This is a genomic window from Bradyrhizobium sp. 142 (genome assembly GCF_023074015.1).
Taxonomy (GTDB): Bacteria; Pseudomonadota; Alphaproteobacteria; order Rhizobiales; family Xanthobacteraceae; genus Bradyrhizobium.
The window spans coordinates 1-22,524 of the sequence record NZ_JADPKQ010000413.1 but is presented as its reverse complement, the minus strand read 5'-3'; the positions used below and the strand labels follow the sequence as shown (position 1 = coordinate 22,524).

Below are 22,524 nucleotides of genomic sequence, written 5' to 3'. Positions count from 1 at the left end.
CTCGCACGCGGCGATTAGCGGGCGGGACGCGAATGCACCTATTCGCTGTGCTCATGAATGCGGCAGGTGCTGTGTACTGAGAGATCCCACATCATCGCACTCGAGCCCCATGCAAGGTGCCACCCTCCCCTGGAGGGGGAGGGTCGTATCGCATGCAGCGAAGCGGAATGCGATGCGGGGTGGGGTGACAGTCTCTCCGCGTTGAACACTGTCCGTGTGGAGAGATCACCCCACCCCGCTCGCGCTGCGCGCGATCGACCCTCCCCCTCCAGGGGAGGGTGACGACCAGGCCAGCGTCTTCGCACATGACGGATGACGGCCGCTCGGCTAGACTACGCGTACAAAAAACAGGACGAATTGTTCGGGAGGACAGCCGTGCACCAGGGACGTGTCGTTTACGGCGCGATCGAGGAGGTTGTGTTCGGCCATGCCGCGGCCGGCGCTATCGTCGCACAGATGGATCGGCTGGGGACGCGCCGCGCCTTCCTGATGGTCTCCGGCACGCTCAACCGGCAGACCGATGAAATCGAGAAGATCAGGGAGGCGCTGGGCACGCGCTGCGCCGGGCTGTTCGACGCCATGCCGGCGCACACCCCGCGCGAAGCGGTGATCGCCGCGACCCATGCGGCGCGCGAGGCGGGCGCCGATTTGATCGTCACCGTGGGTGGCGGTTCGATCACCGACGGCGCCAAGGCGGTGCAGCTCTGCCTCGCCAACGGCATCGACGACGTCGATGGCATCGAGCGCATTCGCGTGCACAAGGGCGTCGCGCCGGAGATGACCACGCCGACGGTGCGGCAGATCAGCGTGCCGACCACGATCGCCGGCGGCGAGTTCAGTTCAATCGCGGGCGTCACCGACCTCCGCACGCATGTGAAGCAGATGCTGCGGCATCCGCTCACGGTGCCGCGTGCGACCATCCTCGATCCCGCCATCACCGTGCACACGCCGGAATGGCTGTTTCTCTCGACCGGCATTCGCGCCGTCGACCATTGCGTCGAGGCGATCTGCTCGCGCGAGACCCACCCCTATGCCGACGCGCAATCGGTGAAGGGCCTGGCCATGCTCGCTGATGCCCTGCCGCGGGTGAAGGCCAACCCTGCCGATCTCGACGCTCGGATGGATGCGCAGATCGGCACCTGGCTATCGATGGGCGCGCTTTCAGCCGGTGTGCCGATGGGCGCAAGCCACGGCATCGGCTACGTGCTCGGCGCCGCCTTCGACGTGCCGCACGGCTACACCTCCTGCGTCATGCTCCCGGCGGTGATGCGCTGGAATGCGCGCGACAATGCCGAACGGCAGATCATCGTCGCCGCCGCGATGGGCTTTCCCGGCCGGGATGCCGCCGACGTGCTAGACGCCTTCATCCGCTCGCTCGGCATGCCGCGCAGCCTCGCCGAAGTGCGCGTCTCGCCCGCGCACTTCAATGCCATTGCCGAGCAGGCGATGCGCACGCCCTGGGTGCCGCGCAATCCGCGCAGGATCGATGGGCCGGCCGAGCTGCGCGAAATCCTGCTTCTCGCCGCATAATCCAAGCCGGAGGACTGATGTACACTGGTCACCACGCCCGCCTGCGTCCGCTGCAGCCCGCCTTCATCATGGCTGCGAGCGGCGAGGCCGTCACCTATCGCGAGCTCGATGCGCGCAGCAACCGGCTGGCGCAGCTGTTCCGCAAACAGGGCATGAAGCGGCTCGATCATTATTCGATCTTCATGGAGAACAATTCTCGCTATCTCGAAGCCTGCGGCGCCGGCGAGCGATCCGGCCTGTACTACACCTGCGTCAATTCCTTCCTGACCGCGAGCGAGCTTGCCTATCTGCTCGTCAACAGCCAGTCGAAGATCCTGATCACGTCGGTGACGAAGCTCGACATCGCACGCGAGGCGATCAAGGTCTGTCCCGACGTCAGGCTCTGCATCGTGGCCGACGGTCCGGGCGAGAGCGATCGCATCGTCGGTCTTGCCGAGGTGACCGCCGGTCTGCCAAAGACACCGATCGCGGACGAATGGCTCGGCACCGCGATGCTGTATTCGTCGGGCACGACGGGACGGCCGAAGGGCATCCTGCGGCCGCTGCCGGAGGAGCCACCGAAGCACAATCTGCCGCTGTTCGATTTCCTGGCAAAACTTTGGCACTACCGCGAGGGCATGATCTATTTGTCGCCGGCGCCGCTCTATCACTCGGCGCCGCAGGCTGCCGTGAACCTGACGATCCGCATGGGCGGCACCGTGATCATCATGGAGAATTTCGATCCCGAGCGGTATCTCCAGCTCGTGGAAAAATGGGGCGTCACCCACACCCAGCTGGTGCCGACGATGTTCTCGCGGATGCTGAAGCTGCCGGAGGAGCTGCGCACACGCTACGACCTGTCCTCGCTCGAGATCGCAATCCATGCCGCCGCGCCCTGCCCTGCCCTGGTCAAGGACGACATGATCAAATGGTGGGGGCCGATCATCCACGAATATTACGGCGCGACCGAAGGCCTCGGCTTCACCGCCTGCAACAGCGAAGAATGGCTCGCCCATCGCGGCACCGTCGGCAAGGTGCTGCTCGGCGACCTCCATATTCTCGACGAGACTATGAAGGCGTGCCCGACCGGCACGCCAGGTCAGGTGTGGTTCAAGACGGCATCGCCGTTCGAATATTTCAACGATCCGGAGAAGACCAAGGAGGCGCGCTCGGCCGACGGCAGCATGAGCACCGTCGGTGATGTCGGCTATGTCGACGAGGACCGCTTCCTCTACCTCACCGACCGCGCGACCTTCATGATCATCTCCGGCGGCGTCAACATCTATCCGCAGGAATGCGAGAACCTGCTGATCACGCATCCGAAGGTCGCAGATGCCGCCGTGTTCGGCGTGCCCAATCCCGATCTCGGCGAAGAGGTGAAGGCGGTGGTGCAGCCGATGCCGGGCGTGGTGCCCGGGCCGGCACTGGCCGAGGAACTGATCGCCTTTTGCGGGGCGTCGCTGTCGCGCCAGAAGGTGCCGCGCTCGGTCGATTTCGAGAAGGAGTTACCGCGGCTGCCGACGGGCAAGCTCTACAAGCGGCTGCTGCGGGATCGGTATTGGGGAAACAAGTCGTCCCGGATCGTGTGAGTGGCGACAGTCGGGACTTAAACCGACACCGCGTAGATCTCGTATTCCCCGCGCACCAGTTCGATGTGCGCGCGCATGGCGGCGGCGGCGCCCTGCTTGTCGCCGCGCATGATGGCGACGACGACGCGGTCGTGCTCGGCCTGCGATTTGGCCAGGCGTCCGAGATTGCGGAACTGAGCGCGGCGGAACGGCTGCACGCGCACGCGCGTGGCGAGCGTGATCTCGGCGATATAGCTGTTCTGCGATCCTGCATAGATCGCGTTGTGGAAACGCTCGTTGACCTCGTGAAAGCGATCGGGATTGCCGGCGTAGCTCAACACCCGCAGCTCCTCGTGGACGGCCTCGAGGCCGTGACGCTCGGCGGCGGACATGCGCTCGGCGGCAAGGCCAGCGCACAGCGCCTCGAGCTCGGCCATTGCCTCGAACATGCTCGTCAGCCGCTCGACCGAAGGCTGCGCCACCACCGCGCCGCGATGGGCGCGCGATTCGACGAGGCCGCTCGCCACCAGCTGGCGCAGCGCCTCGCGCACCGGCGTACGCGAGACGTTGAAGCGCCGTGCAATGTCGGTTTCGTCAAGCGGCGCGCCGGGAGCAAGGGCGCCGCGCACGATCTCGTCGGCGAGCTGAAGACGCAGCTCCTCGGCACGCGTGACCTTCTGCACCGATGGCGAGGGACGGTCGACGCGTGGCACCACCGGCTCGGCCGGTACTATGCCCCGCGGGAAATCGTCAAGCGTCATACGATCAGGTCTCTTTCGGCTCGTCGATGATGCTGACATGGGCCGCGACGACGCGCCAGCCTTCCGGGAAGCGGACCCAGGTCTGCATCTGGCGGCCGACCCTGCCCGGCATGGTGTCGCGATAGAACAGGGTCGAGGCCACGGCGGTGTCGCGGCCATAGCTGGTGATGACAGTCTTGGCCGTGCGGCGATTGAGGCCGACCGGTGAGCGACCGGCCCGAAAACCCGAGATCGCCTCATAGCCGTAGAGGTTCTCGCCGATGCCGTACCGCAGCGTGCGGGGATCGTTGCGAAAGAGCTCGCCGAGCACGGCGACGTCGTTATTGATCAGCGCCTGCTCGTAGCGATCGAAGGCGGCTTTGACTTCCGCGAGCACATCGGGAAGATCGATGTCCATCTCAAAATCCTCGTGGGCTTGGCGCAGCTACCACGCCCATCCGTTCTAATGCGTATGCGACGCGCAGCGCGATGTCCTCGCGCCAGGGCGCCGTGATGATCTGCACGCCGATCGGCAGCGGTTCGAGCGGCACCGGCACTGCGACCACAGGCAAGCCGATGAACGAGATCGGCTGGGTGTGGATGCCGATATTGGCGCGCACCGGCAACTCGACGCCATCGAGCTTGAACGTGACTTGTCCCAGCTTCGGCGCTGTGCAGGGCGTTGCCGGCGCAAGCAGCACGTCGACCGATTTGAAGATGTCGGCAATCTGCGCTCGGTACCAGCGGCGGAATTTTTGCGCGCGATCAACCATCGGCGCCGGCACCATGGCGCCGGCGATCAGCCGGTCGCGCACCGCAGGATCGAAATCGTTCGGGCGCTTGCGCAGCCGATCGAGATGCAGCGAGGCGCCTTCGGTTGTGGTGATGACGTAAGCCGCCGCGCGGGCGCGCGAGGCTTCGGGGACGTCGACCACTTGCGTGGCGCCGAGCGCCTTGGCAACGCGGCTGACGGCCTCGACGGCCTCGGGAAACAAATTGTTCTGGAAGTGTCCGCCGGCGATCGCAATGCGCAGGTCCGAAACCGGATTGGCGAGCAGCGGCACCGTCGGCTCCAGACCGCGTGTGGTGGTGCAGGCAGCATCGTCGGCATCCGGGCCCTGCATCGCATCATAGGCGAGCGCGAGATCGGTGACGGAGCGCGCGAACGGGCCGAGATGATCGAGGCTCGCGACGAACGGGAACGAGCGGGCTCGCGACAGCCGGCCGTAGGTCGGCTTCAGGCCAAAAATGCCGCAGAACGAGGACGGCACGCGGATCGAACCATTGGTGTCCGATCCGAGCGCGATCGGCACCAGCGCGCCGCCGACGGCGCTGCCCGAGCCGCCGGAGGAGCCGCCGCTCATCCGCGTCGTGTCATGCGGATTGCGCGAGGGACCGTCATGGACGTTCTCACCGGTGAAGTCGTAGGCGTATTCGCCCATGTTGAGCGCACCGACGAGAACTGCGCCGGCGGCTTGCATGCGCTCAATCAGCGTGGCGTCGCGCTTGGCCGGCGCGAGATCGCGGTTGATCTTCGAGCCGGCGCGCGTGGTGAGGCCCGCAACGTCGAACAGATTCTTCACCGCGAAGGGTACACCGGCAAGCGGGCCGACCGTCTTGCCAGCGGCGATGTCGGCATCGATCGCGCGCGCCCTGGCGCGGGCGCGATCCGCGGTGACATCGGTGAAGGAATTGAGGGTGGTGTCGTGCTGCTTGATGCGGGCGAGCGCGGCTTCGGTGGCATCGAGCGCGGACAATCGGCCGCCGGCCACTGCCTTGGCGATCTCTGCGGCCGTCAAATCTGGCTTGGTGGTCATGGCAGCGTCAGGCTGTGAACACGGGCGCCGGCTCGGTCTCATCCGGCAGCGCGAAGTCATCGACGAGGCGGGCGAGGCGCAGCGAGACCTCGAGATTGGCGCGAATGGCCGGCCTCCAGGCCTCCTCGATCGGCAGCGCCAGCGCTTTCGCGACGGCGTCGATATAGTCGTCCAGCGGTTCGGCCATCACGCTCCCAAACAGGCTCTCAGTGCGCCGGCAACGGCGGATGCGGGATCGCCGTCAGCAGCTCCTTGGTGTAGTCGTCCTGCGGATCGCTGAGGACCTTCTCGGAAGATCCCTCTTCGACGATTCGACCCGCTCGCATCACAATGACACGATCGCACAACAAGCGCACTACATTCAAATCATGCGAGACGAACAGATAGCTCATACCTAGCCGCGCCTTGAGGTCCTGGAGCAGATTGAGGATCACGGCCTGGACCGAGACGTCGAGCGCCGCCGTCGGCTCGTCCAGGATGACGAGCTTGGGATGCAGGGCAATGGCACGGGCGATGCCGACGCGGGCCTTCTGGCCGCCGGACAATTGGTGCGGAAACCGGTCCAGCAGGTTGAGCGGCAGCCCGACCATGGTCGCGAGCTCCTCGCAACGCGCCCGTAGCGCATCGCGTCCCCTGATATCGCCGAGCTGCATGATCGGGTCGGCGATGGCGCGCGCGGCGGTGAAGCGCGGGTTGAGGCTGTCGGTCGGATCCTGGAACACCATCTGGATGCGGCTGCGCTGCGGCAGCCGGGCGAAGGCCGCAGGCAGGATGCCGCCGATCTCCTCGCCGTCGAACTGGATGAGGCCGGAGCTCTGGTCGAGCAGCCGCATCACCATCATCGACGTCGTCGATTTGCCGCAGCCGGATTCGCCGACCAGGCCGACGCTCTCGCCATGACCGACGGAGAAGCTGATGCCGTCAACGGCGCGGAACATATCCGGCTCGACCGGCGGCTTGCGGCCGAACAGCTTGCCGAGCGTCGCAGTCGCGCCCTGGCGGGGATATTCCTTGATCAGCTTTTCGATGAGGAGGAGGGGTTTCTCGTCCGTCTTCTTCACCTCGTCACCCCCGGGCTTGACCCGGGGGTCCATCGATTGAGACGAGTCTTGCGAAGAATGATGGATGGCCGGGTCAGGCCCGGCCATGACAGCTGCGGATAGCGGCGCGCTCTCTTCCTCCGGCAACAGATCGCGCAGCGACACACCGAGCCGCGGCGTGGCGCGCATCAGCTTCTTTGTATACGGGTGCTGCGGATTGGCGAAGATGTCGGCGGCTTTCGCGGTCTCGACCACCCGGCCCTTCTCCATCACCACCACGCGGTCGCAATAGGCGGCGGCAAGGCCGAGATCATGGGTGATCAGGATAGTCGACATCGCCTTGCGCTTGGTCAGCTCGACGATCAGGTCCATCACCGCCTTCTGGGTGGTGACGTCGAGGCCGGTGGTCGGCTCGTCCGCGATCAGCAGCTGCGGATTGCAGGCGAGCGCGAGCGCGATGACGACGCGCTGGCACATTCCGCCGGAGAGCTCGAACGGATAGGCGTGGTAGCGCTCGCGCGGGCGTGCGATCTTGACCTGCTCCAGCGCCTCGATCGCCTTTTCTCCGTGGTCCGAAACCATGGCCTGCTGCACATGGGTGCGCAAGACGTCCTCGATCTGGTCACCGACCTTGCGGATCGGATTGAGCGCGGCGCGCGGGTTCTGGAAGATCATCGAGACTTCGCGGCCGCGCAAATCGCGCATCTGGTCTTCGCTCGCGGCCTTGACGTCGATGCCGGAGAACATCACCGAGCCCTCGGCGATCCGCCCGGCACGGTCGAGGATCCGCATCACCGCGTAAGATGTCACCGACTTGCCCGAGCCGGACTCCCCGACGATGGCAAGCGTCTCGCCCTTGGCGACGGTGATATTGACGTGCTGCACCGCCTTGACGATGCCGCGGCGGGTGGTGAATTCGACGGTGAGGTCCTGGACGTCGAGTAGAGGCGGCGCGGTCATGAATGCCCCCTGGCCGCGGCGCCAGTAAAAAACCGCGAAAACAACCCCATGCACAGTAGAAAGGGGTTGGATTCATTAGAGAATTTTGGGCGAGAATTTGTGCGTGAGGCGGGCACGCCTCCCTCATTCCCTCCACCCTTGTGGGGTCCGAGGCGAGCGAAGCTCGCTCTCGAGGGCAGGGAGGGGGGTACCCCACGGGGATTCTCTCCTGCTGCGAGCACCGCAGCATCCGCACCATCGAAACCGTTTGCTGGGCTACCCTCCTCCCCAACCCTCCCCCACAAGGGGGGAGGGAGCGCAGCAGCAAGCTTTGGAACAGCCATGAAACCAACCATCACGTCCTCCGCTGCGGGTCGACGATGTCGCGCAGGCCGTCGCCGAGGAGGTTGAAGCAGAACACGGCGATCATCAGCGCCAGGCCGGGGAACAATGCGATCCACCATTCACCTGACACCATGAAGCCGGCGCCCTCGGCGACCATGATTCCCCATTCCGCGGTCGGTGGGCGGACACCGAGGCCGATGAAGGAGAGGCCGGCGGCATTGAGGATGGCGTAGCCCATGGTCAGCGACATCTGCACGATCATGATCGGCATGATGTTCGGCAAAATATGCACCAGCAGGATACGAAACTCGCCGTTGCCGGACAGCCGCGCCGCCTGAACGAAGCCGGCATTGCGGCGAACATTGGCTTCGGCGCGCGCGACGCGGGCATAGAGCGGAAAGTTGACGATGGCTGTCGCCAGGATGATATTCTGCACGGTGTTGCCGAGCGCGGCGACGATTCCCATCGCCAGGACGAACAGCGGGAATGCCATGATGGTGTCGGCGATGCGGCCGACGATGCGGTCGGTCCAGCCGCCGAAATAGCCCGCGGCGATGCCGGCGAGCCCGCCCATCAGGAACACCAGCACGACGGAGGCGACCGCGATGAACGTGTCGAGCCGCGTCGCCACGACGACGCGGCTGAAGATGTCGCGGCCGAGCTGATCAGTGCCGAACCAGTGCGCGGCCGAGGGCGGCTTCAGCGACGCCGCGGTGTCGGACGCCAGCGGATCATACGGCACCACATAGGGGCCGAAGATCGCGGCAATGAGGATCACGATCAGGAGCGCGAAGGCAAAGCCCGTGACCTTGTTCTCGCCGAGAACATAGCGGGTCTGTTCGAGGAGCGCGACCAGTCCCGAGGTGCGCGCGGGACCGACGGGTTCAACAGCAGGCGCAACGGTGCTCATGGTTTAACCCTCAAGCCTGACGCGTGGATCGATCACGCCATAGAGAATGTCGATCACAAGATTCAAGAGCACGTACATCACCGCCATGGTCAGCACGAAGCCCTGCACCGGCGCGAAGTCCGACGAGATCAGCGCTTCCACCGCATAGGAGCCGATGCCGGGCCAGGCGAACACTTTTTCGACCAGCACGTTGGCCCCGAGCAGGAACGAGAACACCATGCTGAGCGTGGTGATGACGGGAAGCATCGCGTTGCGGAAGGCGTAGGTGACGATGACGGTCGCGGGCGACAGGCCGCTGGCACGCGCGGTGCGCACGAACTCCGACGACAGCACCGCCAGCATCGAGGCGCGGGTCATGCGCGCGATCGGCGCCAGCGAGAAGATTGCAAGCGTCGTTGCCGGCAGGATGAGCTGGCTGGCCGCCGAACGGAACGCCTCGAAGTCGCGCGCGATCAGGGTGTCGATCAAATAGAAGCCGGTCACGGTCGGCGGCGCGCTGTAGAACACATCGAGCCGACCGAGCGGCGCGGGCGACCAGCCGAGCCGGAAATAGAAGACGTAGACCAGCACCAGGCCGGTGAAGAACACTGGCAGCGATACGCCGGCCGTCGTCGTCACCCGGCAGAGATGGTCGACCCATGATCCCGGCCGCGTCGCCGCCAGTACGCCGAGGGGAATGGCGATCACGACCGAGACGATCAGGCCGAGCAGTGTCAGCTCGGCCGAAGCCGGCAGGCGACTGCGGATCTCGGCTGCGACCGGCTGTCCGGTGGTGAGCGAGTTGCCGAAATCCCCATGGGCGAGATCCTTGGTGTAGCGGAAGAACTGCTCGATCAGCGGCCTGTCGAGGCCGAGCTTCTTGCGGATCTGCTCGACGGCTTCCTTCGTTGCGGCGGGACCTGCGAAATACGCAGCGGGATCGCCGGGCAGAGCTCGCGTGAGCAGGAAGGTGACGATGACGACACCGATCAGCGAGGGAATCGCGAACATCAGGCGCTTGCCGATCATGGTCAGCATGGCGACCTCCTGGTGTGGAAATGAGATCGAGCCGCGCGTACCGCTGCGCCCCCTCTCCCCTTGTGGGAGAGGGTTGGGGTGAGGGGTAGCCCCAAGCTAGGTCGGAGTTCGTGGCTACCCCTCACCCTGCCCCTCTCCCACAAGGGGAGAGGGAATGAGAGAGTGCTGCCCACCTCACTTGTCGGAGACATACAGAGAGACGCGGCCGTGTCGCGCGCCATGACCCCCTCACCCCTTCGCCATCGCGCGATAATCGAGGCGGCGGTGGAACCAGTATTGGTAGCCGCTGATGTTCTTCTGCATCGCGACGTTGACGAAGGGCTGGTACAGCGGGATGCGCGGAACGTCGGCGTAGGCGAGATCGACGAAGCCCTTGACGTCGGTGTCGTAGGTCGCGGTGTCGCCGGTCGCGGCGGCAACGCGAGCGCCGTCGATCAGCTTGTCCATCTCCGCCGACTTGTAGCTCATGGTGTTGAAGACGGAATTGTTGCCGTGATAGCACCAGTAGAAGAAGTACTCGGGATAATCGAGCCAACCCGAGAACACGTTGGTGAAGAGCGGCATTTCCTTCTTGTTCAATTCGGTGCGCCAGTTGGCGCCGGGCACCTTGTTGATGGTGGTCTTGATGCCGAGCTGCGCGAGCGATTCCTGCACCAGGACGCACAGCGGCTCGTTGACGCCGGCGAAGTTGAGGTCGAACGAGATCGTGGTCTCGAAGCCGTTGGCGTAGCCGGCTTCAGTCAGCAGTGCCTTCGCCTTCTCCATGTCGGTGTTGTATTTGTGCTGCTGCGGCCAGGCGACTTCAGTCGCCTTGTCCTTTGCCGCGCCGAACATGGGATTGCCGAGGCCGAACAGCACGGCATCCATGATCTTCTGGTACGGCAGCGCATAGGCGATGGCCTGCCGCACTTTCACATTGTCGAACGGCGGCTTGGTGACGTTCATGCCGATATACTGGATGCCGTTGGAGAACGGCAGCGACACCACGTTGAGCTTGCCGCTGGCCTTCATCTCCTGGAAATCCTTGAACGGCAATTCGTAGGAGATGTCGGCGTCGCCGCGCTCCAAGAGCGCGCGGCGGTTACCCGCTTGCGGCACCATGCGCCAGATCACGCGCTTGATCTTCGGCAAGGGTCCGCCGACCCAGTCCTCGTTGCGCTCCATGATCACTTCGGTGCCGGCAGTCCACTTCGTCACCTTGTAGGCGCCGGAGCCCGCAGTCTGCTGCTTGGTGAATTCGAGGCCCCAGGGATCTTTTTCGCTGGCGTTCTTCTTCACCAGCTCGGAGTTGACGATGCAGGGCACGATCACCGCAAGATCGGGAATCGTCAGCTTGTCCTTCTTCAGGAAATCGACCCGCACGGTGTAATCGTCGATCACGACGAACTGCTCCGGCTTGGTCAGCGAGCCCGCGCTCATCTGGAAGGTCGGGAAGCCGCCGACGCTGACGGCACGATCGAGCGACCACTTGACGTCCTTGGCCGTTACCGGCGTGCCGTCGTGGAATTTGGCGTTCTTCTTCAGCTTGAAGGTGACCGACATGTCGTCGATCTTGATGTCCTCGGCGAGTTCGCCCTTGAACTTGTCGCGGTCGTAATAGGGCACGCCGCCGGGCCCGCTCTTCATCTCGTGGCTGAGCAGCCGATCGTAGCAATTCCAGGACACTTCATAGCCGGGCACGTTGGTGCCGACGCCGTGGATGTCGAGATTATTGGGCCCACCTTCGGAGACGATCAGCAGCGTCTCCGAGCGCGCATCGGCCTGGGCCGACGAGATCACCGAAGGCATGGCCGGAAGCGCCGCGCCAGCGGCCAATCCGGTGGCGGACTTGAGGAAATCGCGGCGTTTCATGAAAATGCTCCAACACAAAGTTTTCTGGTTGGAACTGGATTCGCAAGGTTCGTGCCAAGGATGGAAAGAGACGTATTCTGACTTAACGCGCTGAAGGCACGGATGAAATTTTCAAATGCGGCCTGCCAAGAGCAAACGGCCCCTCGCCAAAGTTGCATACAAAGACGCATGATTGCCTATTTGTTGGGCCCTCCGAAGTCGGAGCCCGCTTAATAAGCGCTGCCTGTCATTCCGGGGCGATGCACAGCATCGAGCCCGGAATCCATCGGGCCGCAAAACGCGAGGGGCAAATGGATTCCGGGCTCGCCGCTCCGCGGCGCCCCGGAATGACGGAGAGGGAGGCGCTCACCCCGGCCAGATCAGATCCTGGAGCTCGACGAGATCGTTCGCCTTATCCTGCCATCCCTCGATGCAGATGTGGCTGTTGAGATCGCTGGCGCGATGCAGCAGCATCAGGGCCATCAGGCGTCGCTTGAGCGCATAGTCCGGCTGCGCATAACCAAAACCTTCGAGCATGCTGCGCACGCGGCCGGGCCGGCACGCCGCCATGAAGGCGCTGGGGCCTAGCAAATCGTAGTCGCGCCATCCCGTCAGCACGTCGCCGAAATCGAACAGGCCGGCGAGCGACCATTCGCCGTCGCGGCAGGCGAGCAGAAAATTCTCTGGAATGTACTCGCCGATCAGGATCACCGGCGGCGCGTCTATCGGGATGAGATCAGTTGCGTCGCGCAGGAGATCGTCGAGGCCGGCGAGGAATTTTGGCGCAAGGCCGAGACGCTCGTGCCTGCTGCGGCAACCCTGCATCTGCCTGCGCATGAACGCATCCCAGCGCGGCTCGATTTGCGCGAGCGGTCCGAGCGGCGCGCGCTGCACGGCTGCGATGGTCTCGCCGAGCTGGCGCATCACGCGTTCCTTCTGCGCTTCCGGCAGCGAGGGCCAGACCTCCGAGCCGAGCGTGCCGGCAAGACGCGTGATGATCAGATAGGGCCAGCCGTCGCGCATCCCTTCCGCGACGATTCCCGGAATCGGCAGATGAAGGCGGCCTGCAAGCTGCGTCAGCGAGCCGCGCTCGGAGACGAACTGCGCAAGGAGCAGCGGTGGGAAGATTTTCAGGATCAGCTTCTCGCCAAATCCGACGACGAGATTGGCGCCGGTCGCGAACACATGCGGCGAGCTGACGTCGAGCCCGTGGCTGCGCGCGATGTCGATCGCGACCGGCAGCCATCGCGGTGGGTCGAAGCGAAAGGCGCGAAAGCTTTCTGCGTCGGCGAAGTGAGGTAGTGTCATCGACATCGCGACCTTGATGCATTTCATAAGCAGTTTTCGGTGCGGCCCATCCTTCGAGACGCCCGCTTTTGGTGGGCTCCTCAGGATGAGGGCGGAGTGCGCGGCAGCCATTTCGACGGGCCCCGATGCCCGCTTAGCCTCGTCCTGACCCCTTGCCGCTTAGCCTCATCCGGAGGAGCCGCGCAGCGGCGTCTCGAAGGATGGCCGCGAGCTCCTGTACCTCAGGACGGGAGGCCTCAACCCTCTCCGTCCCGCCAGCCGATCTCGTCCTTCAAAAACTGATAGCCCAGCACCTCGAAGCCAGCGCGCTCCTTGTTGTCTTTGCCGTAGCCGTGGCCGCCCGCCGCCGGCTCGTAGAAATAAGCCTCACAGCCCATCGCCTGGAGCTTTGCGGCCATCTTGCGCGCGTGACCGGGATGGACGCGGTCGTCGCGTCGCGTGGTGGCGATCAGGATCGGCGGATAGGACTGGCCGGGCTTTGCGTTGTGATAGGCGGAGTAGGTCTTCAGCCACTCCCATTCTTCGGCCTTGTCGGGATCGCCATATTCGGCGATCCAGCTCGCGCCCGCGAGCAGCTTGGTGTAGCGGCGCATGTCGATCAGCGGGATGGTGCAGAACAGCGCGCCGAAACGCTCCGGATAGCGCACCAGCATGTTGGTGATCAGAATGCCGCCGTTCGATCCGCCCTGCGCGGCGATCCGCTTCGCTTTCGTGACGCCGCGGCGGACGAGATCGGCGGCCACGGCCGCGAAATCGTCATGCGACAGCTTCTTGCCGGCGAGCCGGCCGGCATCATGCCAGCGCGTGCCGAACTCGCCGCCGCCGCGCAAATTCGCCTGCACGACGGTGCCGCCGCGCTCCAGCCACAGCTTGCCGAGCGAGGCATTGTAGTACGGCTTCACCGCGAGCCCGAAGCCGCCATAGGCGGTCATATAGACCGGCGCATTGCCGGTCTCGCCGGCAGGGCCGGTCTGCACATAGGGAATGCGCTCTCCGTCGATCGAGATCGCCTCATGCTGTGTGACGACGAGGCCGTCGGCGGTGAACGTCTTCGGCGCCTGCTTCAGCACGGTCGGGCCTGTCACGCCGCGCTCGATCAACAGCAGCGACGGCGGCGCGAGCGGGTCCTGCACATTGGCGAGCAAATCGCCGTTGCTCTCGGACGGATGACGATCGAGCGGCCAGATGTCGACGACGCCGATGCCGGGAAGGCCGCCGAGCGTCTCGCGGCTCCAGCCGGTGGCGGACGGCGTGCAGATCTCGAATCGCGGCCTGAGCTCGTCGAGGATCGAGAGCACCAGTTTGCCCGCGGTCCAGAAGAAGCCTTGTAAGGCGCGCCGCGGGCCGGGCTCGAACAGCAGCGTGAAGTCGCGGCTGCCGGCCATGAACGCCGGGAGCGAAATGCCGAGCACGGCGTCAGCGGCATAGGTTCGTCCTTCGCTCGACCAGGCCTCGCGCAGCTTGATCGCAAACCAGTCGCTATGCGCCTGTAGCCAGATTCCGGTCGGCAGGTCGAGCTTTTTCGTGGTGCCGGCTTCGTCGCGCAGCCAGATGGCGTAGTTGAAGAAGTCGATCTGGTCGGTGATCCAGGTGCGCGGCCGAGCTCCGGTGTCGTCGGCGCTGCCATAGACCATCATATGATCGGCCGTGGTCTCGAAGATCACTTGCGCCTGATCGACAGGCTGGCCGCGCCGCCACAACCGAACGGTCCTTGAATATCCAGAGCTCGTTGTCATGCCCTCGCCATAAGCGCTAGACAGCAGCAGCGTGTCCGGATCGAGCCAGTCGACGCCGCCCTTGGCTTCCGGCAGCGTAAAGCCGTCGGCGACAAAGCTCTTCGTATCGACGTCGAATTCCCGCAAGGTGACGGCGTCGCTGCCACCGCGCGACAGACTCAAGATGACTCGCGGCTGTCCCGGCTGCGAGTTGATCGAGCTCAGCAGCCAGTCTTCGCCTTCGCGCGCCGCAAGCTGGTCGATGTCCAGCATGATCTCCCACGCCGGGCTGGCTTTGCGAAACTCCGCCAGAGTGGTCCGCCGCCACAGGCCGCGCGGATTGGCGGCGTCCTTCCAGAGATTGTGAAGATGCGTGCCGCGACGTCCCACATAGGGAATGTTGTCGGGCCGGTCGTAGATCGCCGCGAGCGTGTCACGGTCGCGTTCGAAAGCCTTGCCGCCGAATTTGTCGAGCGTCAGTCTGTTCTGCCGTTCGACGAAATCGAGCGCACGCGGGCCTTCGATCTCCTCCAGCCAGAGCCAGGGATCGTCGTCGGGCTTGCCAAGCGTAGGCCTGTCGTCGATGGACATGATGCAAACTCCGCAAACAAAGGGCGGCGGGATAGGATTTGATCGAGCGCAAGCCGTCAAGAGCGCGGCCCGGTATCATCCGTCCGATTGCGTCAGAGGCATGGCCTGCGCCCGTTTGCGCCGGTTGCTCACCCTCCTGCGCCCCTCCATAGTGCCGAGAATCAACAATGCCCTTGCGAGCTCGCTTGTGATCTCCCTTGGGGCGGAAATGCCAATGCTTGACGTGACTGCAACCGACGAAATCGCCGCCGCCCGCGTGCGGACCAATGTGGTGCGCCTTGCCGCGGCACAGGCGCTGACCGGCGCCAATTCGGCGGTGATCTTCGCCACCGGCGCGATCGTCGGCGCCACGCTGGCACCCGACATGTCGTTCGCGACCGTGCCGATATCGATGTATGTGGCGGGGCTTGCTGCCGGCACGCTGCCGACCGGCGCGATCTCGCGTCGCTTCGGCCGCCGCGCAGCCTTCGTCATCGGCACCGGTTGCGGTACGCTCACCGGCCTGCTCGGCTCGTTCGCGATCCTGCATGCTTCGTTTGCGCTGTTCTGCGTCGCGACGTTTCTCGGCGGCCTCTATGGCGCGGTGGCGCAATCCTATCGCTTCGCCGCCGCCGACGGCGCCAGCGCGGCGTACCGGCCCAAAGCAGTGTCCTGGGTGATGGCCGGCGGCGTGTTCGCCGGCGTGCTCGGTCCGCAGCTCGTGCAATGGACCATGGACGTCTGGTCGCCTTATCTGTTCGCGTTCAGCTTCCTGGTGCAGGCTGCGGTCGCGCTGGTCGCGATGGGCATCGTCGCCGGCGTCGACATGCCGAGGCCAGCTCCGGCTGATCTCCATGGCGGACGGCCGCTGCTCTCGATCGTGACCCAGCCGCGCTTCGTCGCAGCAGCGCTGTGCGGCGTCATCTCGTACCCCATGATGAACCTGGTGATGACCTCGGCGCCGCTCGCCATGAAGCTGTGCGGCCTCAGTCTCAGCGATTCCAATTTCGGCATTCAATGGCACATCGTCGCCATGTATGGGCCGAGCTTCTTCACCGGCGCGCTGATCGCCCGCTTCGGCGCGCCCAGAATCGTCGCGGCCGGCCTGCTGCTTGAGGCTGGTGCCGCCACGATCGGTCTCTCCGGCATCACCGCGATGCATTTCTGGGCCACGCTGATCGTGCTCGGTGTCGGCTGGAATTTCTCCTTCATCGGCGCCTCCGCGCTGGTGCTGGAGACGCACCGCCCGCAGGAGCGCAACAAGGTGCAGGCCTTCAACGATTTCCTGGTGTTCGGCATGATGGCGATCGGCTCGTTCTCGTCGGGCCAGCTGCTCGCCAATTTCGGCTGGTCCGCCGTGAACATGGTGGTGTTTCCGCCGGTGCTGCTCGGCCTCGCCGTGCTTTCGCTCGTCTCCTGGGCTCGCCGCCGCAGGGCGCGGCTGGAAGCGGCGATGGGCGAGTTCCCGGACGCGATCTGACTGGCGGGAGGCTGGCAGCAGCGTTGATGCTTCGATCGCTGTCGAAGTGCTTTTCTGGCCCGGCATCGTTACATGATGGTCGTCATTAGCGGACGGCCCAACGCAGGGGAAACGAGGAGAAGCGCAAATGCTCGACAATCCCCGGCACGACCCATCCATCGACGAATCCTCCCTCCGCTATGAAGGCTGGCGCATCGTTGCGGTCTGCTTCCTGCTCGCGACCTTTGGCTGGGGCCTCGGCTTCTACGGCCAGAGCGTCTATGTCGCCGAGCTCCAGCGCGCGCACGGCTGGTCGGCCTCGCTGATCTCCTCGGGCACCACGTTCTTCTATCTGTTCGGCGCGCTGCTCGTCGTCTTCGTCGGCGAAGCCGTCAGGAAATACGGTCCGCGCATCTGCCTGATCGCCGGCACGTTGGCGATGGCGGCGGCCGCGGTTGCGATCGGCGCGGTGCAGGAGCCCTGGCAGCTTTATCTGGCCAACGCCGTGCTCGCCTTCGGCTGGGCCGGCACCAGCCTTGCCATGATCACCAACACGATCAGCCTGTGGTTCGACCGGAAGCGCGGCATGGCGATCAGCCTGGCGCTCAACGGCGCGAGTTTCGGCGGCATCGTCGGCGTGCCGCTGCTGGTGACCTTGATCGGCCAGATCGGCTTTGCCAGCGCGATGTTTACCGTCGCCGCTGCCATGCTGCTGTTGCTCGTGCCGGTGATCCTGATCGTCGTCGGCCGGCCGCCCGATCTCCACGGTTGGCGTGGGAGCGAGAAAGCGAAGCCTCAATCGTCGGCGCAGATCCGCAAGCACGCAATGCGCGACGTCGGCTTCCTGACCGTGACGATCGCGTTCGCGCTGGTGCTGTTCGCGCAGGTCGGCTTCATCGTGCACCTGATCTCGTTCCTCGATCCCGTGATCGGGCGCGAGCGCGCGGCGGTCGCGGTGGCGGTGCTGACCGCGATGGCGGTGGTCGGCCGCGTGCTGTTCTCGATGGTGATCGACCGCCTCAACCAGCGCCTCGCCTCCGCGCTGTCGTTCCTGAGCCAGGCAGCGGCGCTCCTCGTCGTCATCAATTTGCACAATGACTACGTGCTGATTGCGGCTTGCGCGGTGTTCGGCTTCTCGGTCGGCAACCTCATCACGCTGCCGTCGCTGATCGTGCAGCGGGAGTTCGATTCCGCCTCGTTCGGCGTGCTGATCAGCCTCAACACCGCGATCAACCAGGTGACCTATGCATTTGGCCCCGCCGTGGTCGGCTTCCTGCGCGATCTCTCCGGCGACTATTCGCTGCCGTTCTACCTCTGCATCGCGCTGGAGGTCGTAGCCGCGGCGATGATCATGGTGCGGGGGGGTGCCCCCACGTTAAGACTTTGTAGAGGCGCGGCGTCGCTTCCACATCCTCCATCATTGCGAGGAGCCCTTGCGACGAAGCAATCCAGGCTGCCTCCGCGGTGACAGTCTGGATTGCTTCGCTCCGCTCGCAATGACGAGTGTGGGGCGACAGCGGAGTTCACGCCTCCCGCTGCCGCAACAACTCCTCGACGTCCAGCCGCTTGGTGACCATCGCAAGCTTGCCGTCCGGCCCGAACGGCCATCGCTCCCGAGGCCGGTCCCAGTACAGTTCGACGCCGTTCTCGTCGGGATCGCGCAAATAGAGCGCCTCGCTGACACCATGGTCGCTGGCGCCGTCGAGCGCAATGCCGGCCGAGAGCACGCGGTGCAGCGCATCGGCCAGCGCCGGCCGCGTCGGATAAAGGATCGCGGTGTGATACAGCCCGGTCGTGCCCGGCGGCGGCGGCGAGCCGCCCTTGCTCTCCCAGGTGTTGAGCCCGATGTGGTGATGATAGCCGCCGGCCGAGATGAAGGCCGCACCGGAGCCTATGCGCTGCATCAGCTCGAAGCCGAGCACGCCGCAATAGAACCCAAGCGCGCGATCGAGATCGGCGACCTTGAGGTGGACGTGGCCGATCCTGGTGCCGGCGTGGACGGCGGGGTTCTGCGGCATGCGGTTGCTCCGTTGACCAACTCCACTTAATTCGAGCCCCGGGACAGTGCTACTGGCCGATCCCGAAACCCAGCGTTTCCGGATGCGAAACTGTGCATCCGATCGGCGATCAAGCGAGCTCCGACACCTCGCCCTCCGGCAGGCCGAATTCGAACGTGTTCAGTGTCATCGACACCAGCGTGTAGTAGCCGCACAGGCCGATCACTTCGACGACGCCGCGTTCGCCGAGCATCCTGACCGCATCATCATAGAGGCCCTTCTCGACGCCATGGCCCTCATGCAGCGACTTCGCCACATCGTAGATCACCTTAGCCTTGGGATCGTCGAACTCCGGCGTGCGACGGTCGCGGATCGCGTCGATGATTTCAGAATCCATGCCGCCGGCAAGTGCCAGGCGCTTGTGCGCGTACCATTCGTAGTGTGCGGTCCAGTGCCGCGCCGTCACCAGGATCGCGATCTCAGAGAGCTTGGCGGGGAAGATCGTGTCGAAGCGCAGGACCTCGCCGAGTCGTGTGGCATGACGGGCCATCTCCGGGCTGCTCAGCCAGGCCATCATCGGCGGCGGCGGCTTGCCGCGTTTGCCGGCAATCGACTCGTCGTAGGTCTGCCGCTGGCTGTCGCTCATTTCGCCAGGCGAAAGTAGTTTCAGGCGCATCGTTGTTTCCTCTTTATTTTCAAGCGTCGCCGTGCCGGCCAGTATAGCCGAATGCGGCGTGGCATGCGCGGCGGCGCGTGATGGAAATGGTTGAATTCCACGGGGCGATGGCTCAGAGTCTCCTGCAACAAGCCGATTTCGAACGATGGAAACGACCCATGACAGACTCTAGAGCGGGCGACTCTGAGACGGCCGATCTCGAAACCTTCCGCGTTGAGACCCGCGCCTGGCTCGAGGCCAACTGCCCGCCGGAAATGCGCAAGCCCGCAACGTCGGATTCCGACGTCTTCTGGGGCGGCCGCAATGCAAAATTCTCCTCCGAGCCGCAGCGCATCTGGTTCGAGCACATGCGCGACAAGGGCTGGACCGTGCCGGACTGGCCGAAGGAATATGGCGGCGGCGGCTTGAGCGCCGCCGAGCACAAGGTGCTGCGCGCCGAGATGGGAAGAATTGGCGCACGGCCGCCGCTGTCGAGCTTCGGCATCTGGATGCTCGGGCCGGCGCTGCTCAAATACGGCAACGAGGCGCAGAAGAAGGAGCATCTGCCGAAGATCGCGGCGGGCCTGATCCGCTGGTGCCAGGGCTATTCCGAACCGAATGCCGGCTCCGATCTCGCCTCGCTCCAGACCCGCGCCGAGAGCGACGGCGACGATTTCGTCATCACCGGCCAGAAGATCTGGACGAGCTACGCCAACTACGCTGACTGGATCTTCTGCCTGGTGCGCACCGATCCAACCGCGAAGAAGCATGACGGCATCAGCTTCATCCTGTTCGACATGGCCTCGAAGGGCGTCACGACCAAGCCGATCCTCCTGATCTCCGGCTATTCCCCGTTCTGCGAGACCTTCTTTGACAATGTCCGCGTGCCGAAGTCGCATGTCGTCGGCACCGTCAACCGCGGCTGGGACGTTGCGAAATACCTGCTGCAGCACGAGCGCGCGATGATCTCGGGCATGGGCGAACGCGGCGTCGGCCGTCCGCTCGGCCAGATCGCGGCCGACTCGGTCGGCACCGACGCAGTCGGCCGCCTGGACGATGCAATGCTGCGCGGCCGGATCGCCAGCTTCGATGTCGACGAAGCCGCGCTCGCCGCCTGCGCCGAGCGCGCCGTCGATCTCGCCAAGACCGGACAGGCGCATCCGGCGTTCTCATCGGCGATGAAATATTACGGCACCGAGCTCAACAAGCGCCGCTATGAGATCTTGATGTCGGCCGGCGGCATCGACGCGTTGGAATGGGAGAACGAGCGCTCGAGGCAAGGCGCCCGTCCGCGCGCCTGGCTGCGCACCAAGGCCAACTCAATCGAGGGCGGCACCAGCGAGGTGATGCTCGGCATCGTCGCCAAGCGCATCCTCGATCTGCCGGGGGCGTGAGGCGTACGCTACCACCCGTCATTCCGGGCGCGACGAAGTCGCGAGCCCGGAATCCGTTCCTCCGCCAACACTGACGCACGATGGATTCCAGGCCTGCGCCTTCGGCGCATCCCGGAATGACGAACTTAGATTTCAAATCGGAAACACCACCATGGCCCTCGTCTTCACCGAAGAACAATCGATGCTCCGCGACTCCGCCCGCGGGCTGATCAGCGACAAGGCGCCGGTGTCGCATCTGCGGCACTTGCGCGACGCTAAGGATCCGACTGGTTTCTCCAAGGAATTTTGGCATTCCTTCGCCGTGATGGGCTTTGCCGGGCTGCTGGTGCCGGAAGAGTTCGGCGGCAGCGGTCTCGGCTTCGTCGAGGCCGGCGTGGTGATGGAGGAGATCGGCCGCACCCTGATGCCGTCGCCGTTCCTCGCCACCAGCGTGGTCGCGGCCTCGGCGCTGAATCGCGGCGGCAATGCCGCGCAGAAGTCGGAATTTTTGCCGAAGATCTCCAACGGCTCGCTGCTCGCGACGCTTGCGATCGACGAGGGCGCCAAGCATCGCCCGCTCCAGACCAGTCTTCAGGCGGTGCGCGCCGGCAACGGTTTCAAGCTGAGCGGTGCCAAGGCGCTGGTTGTCGACGGCCATGTCGCCGACCTCCTGATCGTCGCGGCGCGCACCGCGGGCTCTCCTGGAGAGCGCGAGGGCCTGACGCTGTTCCTGGTCAATCCGAAAGCCAAGGGCGTCGCCGTCGAGCGCACTATCATGGTCGACGCGCACAACGCCGCGCGGATCGAGTTCGCGAATGTCGAGGTCGACGCCGACAGCGTGCTCGGCGAGGTCGATCAGGGCGCCGGCCTGCTCGATGGCGTGCTCGACATTGGCCGCGGCGCGGTGGCCTCCGAGATGGTGGGCTTGAGCGAAGAGGTGTTCGGCCGCACCGTCGAGTACCTGAAGAGCCGCAAGCAGTTCGGCAAGCTGATCGGCGAATTCCAGGCGCTCCAGCACCGCGCCGCCGAGCTCTATGTCGACATCGAGATCACCCGCGCCGCCGTGATGAAAGCGCTCCAGGCGCTGGACGCCGATGTTGCCAAGGCAGCGTCGGCCGTTGCGGTGGCAAAAGCCCGTGCCGGCACCACCGCCACGCGCGCGGTGCAGGAAGGCGTGCAGATGCATGGCGGCATGGGCATGACCGACCAGTTCGACATCGGCTTCTTCATGAAGCGCGCGCGGGTGTGCGAGGAATTGTTCGGCGATGCGAACTACCACACCGAGCAGCTGGCAAGGGCGCGGGGGTATTGAGCTCTCACCCCTCATGGTGAGGAGCCGCGCCTTCGCGGCGTCTCGAACCATGAAGGCCCCCGCTGCTGCATCCTCGGCCTTTCGTCCTTCGAGACGCGCGCTGAGGGCGCGCTCCTCAGGATGAGGCATGAAAGCGTAGCCGTAGATCCTATGGGGTGGCAGGTGGTCAGGGGTAAATTGAGTTTGTGACCACCAACTCACCCTGGAGGATCAACGATGCGTACTGATCACACTGACGCACCCGCCGGAAGCGAGTATGCCACGATTTACTTGGCTTTCGAACTGAGCAAAGCGAAGTGGCAGCTGGGGATAATGATGCCCGGCGCCGAGAAGATGCGTCGTTACCGGATCGATGGCGGGGACATGGCGGCGCTATCTGGCGTGCTTTTGCGGGCTCGAGGGAAGGCCGCGCAGGAGGGC

General features: G+C 64.8%; 18 protein-coding genes and 1 pseudogene. 7 read left to right on the top strand and 12 right to left on the bottom strand.

Annotated features, from left to right (window positions below; all coding sequences use genetic code 11):
• Nucleotides 1–375 precede the first annotated feature (375 nt).
• Nucleotides 376–1,530 (top strand): iron-containing alcohol dehydrogenase, encoded by a 1,155-nt coding sequence (locus IVA82_RS37930; RefSeq protein WP_247385043.1) that lies wholly within the window; start codon nt 376–378, stop codon nt 1,528–1,530.
• A gap of 17 nt (nt 1,531–1,547) precedes the next feature.
• The gene (locus IVA82_RS37925) at nt 1,548–3,098 is read left to right on the top strand and encodes an AMP-binding protein (protein WP_247385042.1); all 1,551 of its coding nucleotides are present in this window, start codon (nt 1,548–1,550) and stop codon (nt 3,096–3,098) included.
• A 17-nt stretch (nt 3,099–3,115) separates the two neighbouring features.
• Here the strand turns inward: IVA82_RS37925 and IVA82_RS37920 are convergent, their stop codons facing one another.
• From IVA82_RS37920 to IVA82_RS37875, 10 genes are all read right to left on the bottom strand, one after another.
• A complete protein-coding gene (locus IVA82_RS37920) occupies nt 3,116–3,838 on the bottom strand; it encodes a GntR family transcriptional regulator (RefSeq protein WP_247385041.1) in 723 nt (240 codons plus the stop codon).
• A gap of 4 nt (nt 3,839–3,842) precedes the next feature.
• The gene (gene hpxZ, locus IVA82_RS37915) at nt 3,843–4,235 is read right to left on the bottom strand and encodes an oxalurate catabolism protein HpxZ (protein ID WP_247385039.1); all 393 of its coding nucleotides are present in this window, start codon (nt 4,233–4,235) and stop codon (nt 3,843–3,845) included.
• A gap of 1 nt (nt 4,236) precedes the next feature.
• Nucleotides 4,237–5,634, bottom strand: a complete 1,398-nt coding sequence (locus tag IVA82_RS37910) for an AtzE family amidohydrolase (protein ID WP_247385038.1) — start codon at nt 5,632–5,634, stop codon at nt 4,237–4,239.
• A 7-nt stretch (nt 5,635–5,641) separates the two neighbouring features.
• The gene (locus tag IVA82_RS37905) at nt 5,642–5,821 is read right to left on the bottom strand and encodes a DUF4089 domain-containing protein (RefSeq protein WP_247385036.1); all 180 of its coding nucleotides are present in this window, start codon (nt 5,819–5,821) and stop codon (nt 5,642–5,644) included.
• 19 nt (nt 5,822–5,840) lie between these two features.
• Entirely contained in the window at nt 5,841–7,634 is a 1,794-nt protein-coding gene (locus IVA82_RS37900; RefSeq protein ID WP_247385035.1) for an ABC transporter ATP-binding protein, read from the bottom strand.
• A 334-nt stretch (nt 7,635–7,968) separates the two neighbouring features.
• The gene (locus IVA82_RS37895; protein WP_247385025.1) at nt 7,969–8,868 is read right to left on the bottom strand and encodes an ABC transporter permease; all 900 of its coding nucleotides are present in this window, start codon (nt 8,866–8,868) and stop codon (nt 7,969–7,971) included.
• A 3-nt stretch (nt 8,869–8,871) separates the two neighbouring features.
• A complete protein-coding gene (locus IVA82_RS37890) occupies nt 8,872–9,885 on the bottom strand; it encodes an ABC transporter permease (protein ID WP_247385024.1) in 1,014 nt (337 codons plus the stop codon).
• A 228-nt stretch (nt 9,886–10,113) separates the two neighbouring features.
• Entirely contained in the window at nt 10,114–11,736 is a 1,623-nt protein-coding gene (locus IVA82_RS37885) for an ABC transporter substrate-binding protein (RefSeq protein WP_247385022.1), read from the bottom strand.
• 345 nt (nt 11,737–12,081) lie between these two features.
• Nucleotides 12,082–13,029 carry an aminoglycoside 3'-phosphotransferase/choline kinase family protein gene (locus IVA82_RS37880; RefSeq protein WP_247385073.1) on the bottom strand — a complete coding sequence of 316 codons (948 nt, stop codon included), beginning with the start codon at nt 13,027–13,029 and terminating at the stop codon, nt 12,082–12,084.
• 230 nt (nt 13,030–13,259) lie between these two features.
• Nucleotides 13,260–15,329: a prolyl oligopeptidase family serine peptidase gene (locus IVA82_RS37875; protein WP_247385021.1), complete on the bottom strand. Its 2,070-nt coding sequence runs from the start codon at nt 15,327–15,329 to the stop codon at nt 13,260–13,262.
• A 214-nt stretch (nt 15,330–15,543) separates the two neighbouring features.
• On the opposite strand from IVA82_RS37875, the gene IVA82_RS37870 reads away from it, so the two are divergent.
• Together IVA82_RS37870 and IVA82_RS37865 are read left to right on the top strand one after the other, a co-directional pair.
• Entirely contained in the window at nt 15,544–16,788 is a 1,245-nt protein-coding gene (locus IVA82_RS37870) for an MFS transporter (protein ID WP_247385020.1), read from the top strand.
• A 127-nt stretch (nt 16,789–16,915) separates the two neighbouring features.
• Nucleotides 16,916–18,235: an MFS transporter gene (locus tag IVA82_RS37865; RefSeq protein WP_247385019.1), complete on the top strand. Its 1,320-nt coding sequence runs from the start codon at nt 16,916–16,918 to the stop codon at nt 18,233–18,235.
• 55 nt (nt 18,236–18,290) lie between these two features.
• Here the strand turns inward: IVA82_RS37865 and IVA82_RS37860 are convergent, their stop codons facing one another.
• Both IVA82_RS37860 and IVA82_RS37855 read right to left on the bottom strand, forming a co-directional pair.
• Nucleotides 18,291–18,785, bottom strand: coding sequence for a VOC family protein (locus IVA82_RS37860; RefSeq protein WP_247385018.1), 495 nt, complete (start codon nt 18,783–18,785; stop codon nt 18,291–18,293).
• 109 nt (nt 18,786–18,894) lie between these two features.
• Nucleotides 18,895–19,440 (bottom strand): carboxymuconolactone decarboxylase family protein, encoded by a 546-nt coding sequence (locus IVA82_RS37855; protein WP_247385017.1) that lies wholly within the window; start codon nt 19,438–19,440, stop codon nt 18,895–18,897.
• Between the two features lie 158 nt (nt 19,441–19,598).
• On the opposite strand from IVA82_RS37855, the gene IVA82_RS37850 reads away from it, so the two are divergent.
• The 3 genes and pseudogenes from IVA82_RS37850 to IVA82_RS37840 all read left to right on the top strand — a co-directional run.
• Nucleotides 19,599–20,813 carry an acyl-CoA dehydrogenase family protein gene (locus IVA82_RS37850; protein ID WP_247385016.1) on the top strand — a complete coding sequence of 405 codons (1,215 nt, stop codon included), beginning with the start codon at nt 19,599–19,601 and terminating at the stop codon, nt 20,811–20,813.
• Between the two features lie 151 nt (nt 20,814–20,964).
• Nucleotides 20,965–22,104, top strand: a complete 1,140-nt coding sequence (locus tag IVA82_RS37845) for an acyl-CoA dehydrogenase family protein (RefSeq protein ID WP_247385015.1) — start codon at nt 20,965–20,967, stop codon at nt 22,102–22,104.
• A 216-nt stretch (nt 22,105–22,320) separates the two neighbouring features.
• Nucleotides 22,321–22,524 (top strand): annotated as a pseudogene (locus tag IVA82_RS37840) (hypothetical protein); the annotation flags it as partial.

Excerpts from the sequence above, each read along its gene's own strand:
- IVA82_RS37925 (WP_247385042.1), top strand. The coding sequence starts at position 1,548 with ATGTACACTGGTCACCACGCCCGCCTGCGTCCGCTGCAGCCCGCCTTC.
- IVA82_RS37920 (WP_247385041.1), bottom strand. The coding sequence starts at position 3,838 with ATGACGCTTGACGATTTCCCGCGGGGCATAGTACCGGCCGAGCCGGTG.
- hpxZ (WP_247385039.1), bottom strand. The coding sequence starts at position 4,235 with ATGGACATCGATCTTCCCGATGTGCTCGCGGAAGTCAAAGCCGCCTTC.
- IVA82_RS37910 (WP_247385038.1), bottom strand. The coding sequence starts at position 5,634 with ATGACCACCAAGCCAGATTTGACGGCCGCAGAGATCGCCAAGGCAGTG.
- IVA82_RS37905 (WP_247385036.1), bottom strand. The coding sequence starts at position 5,821 with ATGGCCGAACCGCTGGACGACTATATCGACGCCGTCGCGAAAGCGCTG.
- IVA82_RS37900 (WP_247385035.1), bottom strand. The coding sequence starts at position 7,634 with ATGACCGCGCCGCCTCTACTCGACGTCCAGGACCTCACCGTCGAATTC.
- IVA82_RS37895 (WP_247385025.1), bottom strand. The coding sequence starts at position 8,868 with ATGAGCACCGTTGCGCCTGCTGTTGAACCCGTCGGTCCCGCGCGCACC.
- IVA82_RS37890 (WP_247385024.1), bottom strand. The coding sequence starts at position 9,885 with ATGCTGACCATGATCGGCAAGCGCCTGATGTTCGCGATTCCCTCGCTG.
- IVA82_RS37885 (WP_247385022.1), bottom strand. The coding sequence starts at position 11,736 with ATGAAACGCCGCGATTTCCTCAAGTCCGCCACCGGATTGGCCGCTGGC.
- IVA82_RS37880 (WP_247385073.1), bottom strand. The coding sequence starts at position 13,029 with ATGTCGATGACACTACCTCACTTCGCCGACGCAGAAAGCTTTCGCGCC.
- IVA82_RS37875 (WP_247385021.1), bottom strand. The coding sequence starts at position 15,329 with ATGTCCATCGACGACAGGCCTACGCTTGGCAAGCCCGACGACGATCCC.
- IVA82_RS37870 (WP_247385020.1), top strand. The coding sequence starts at position 15,544 with ATGCTTGACGTGACTGCAACCGACGAAATCGCCGCCGCCCGCGTGCGG.
- IVA82_RS37865 (WP_247385019.1), top strand. The coding sequence starts at position 16,916 with ATGCTCGACAATCCCCGGCACGACCCATCCATCGACGAATCCTCCCTC.
- IVA82_RS37860 (WP_247385018.1), bottom strand. The coding sequence starts at position 18,785 with ATGCCGCAGAACCCCGCCGTCCACGCCGGCACCAGGATCGGCCACGTC.
- IVA82_RS37855 (WP_247385017.1), bottom strand. The coding sequence starts at position 19,440 with ATGCGCCTGAAACTACTTTCGCCTGGCGAAATGAGCGACAGCCAGCGG.
- IVA82_RS37850 (WP_247385016.1), top strand. The coding sequence starts at position 19,599 with ATGACAGACTCTAGAGCGGGCGACTCTGAGACGGCCGATCTCGAAACC.
- IVA82_RS37845 (WP_247385015.1), top strand. The coding sequence starts at position 20,965 with ATGGCCCTCGTCTTCACCGAAGAACAATCGATGCTCCGCGACTCCGCC.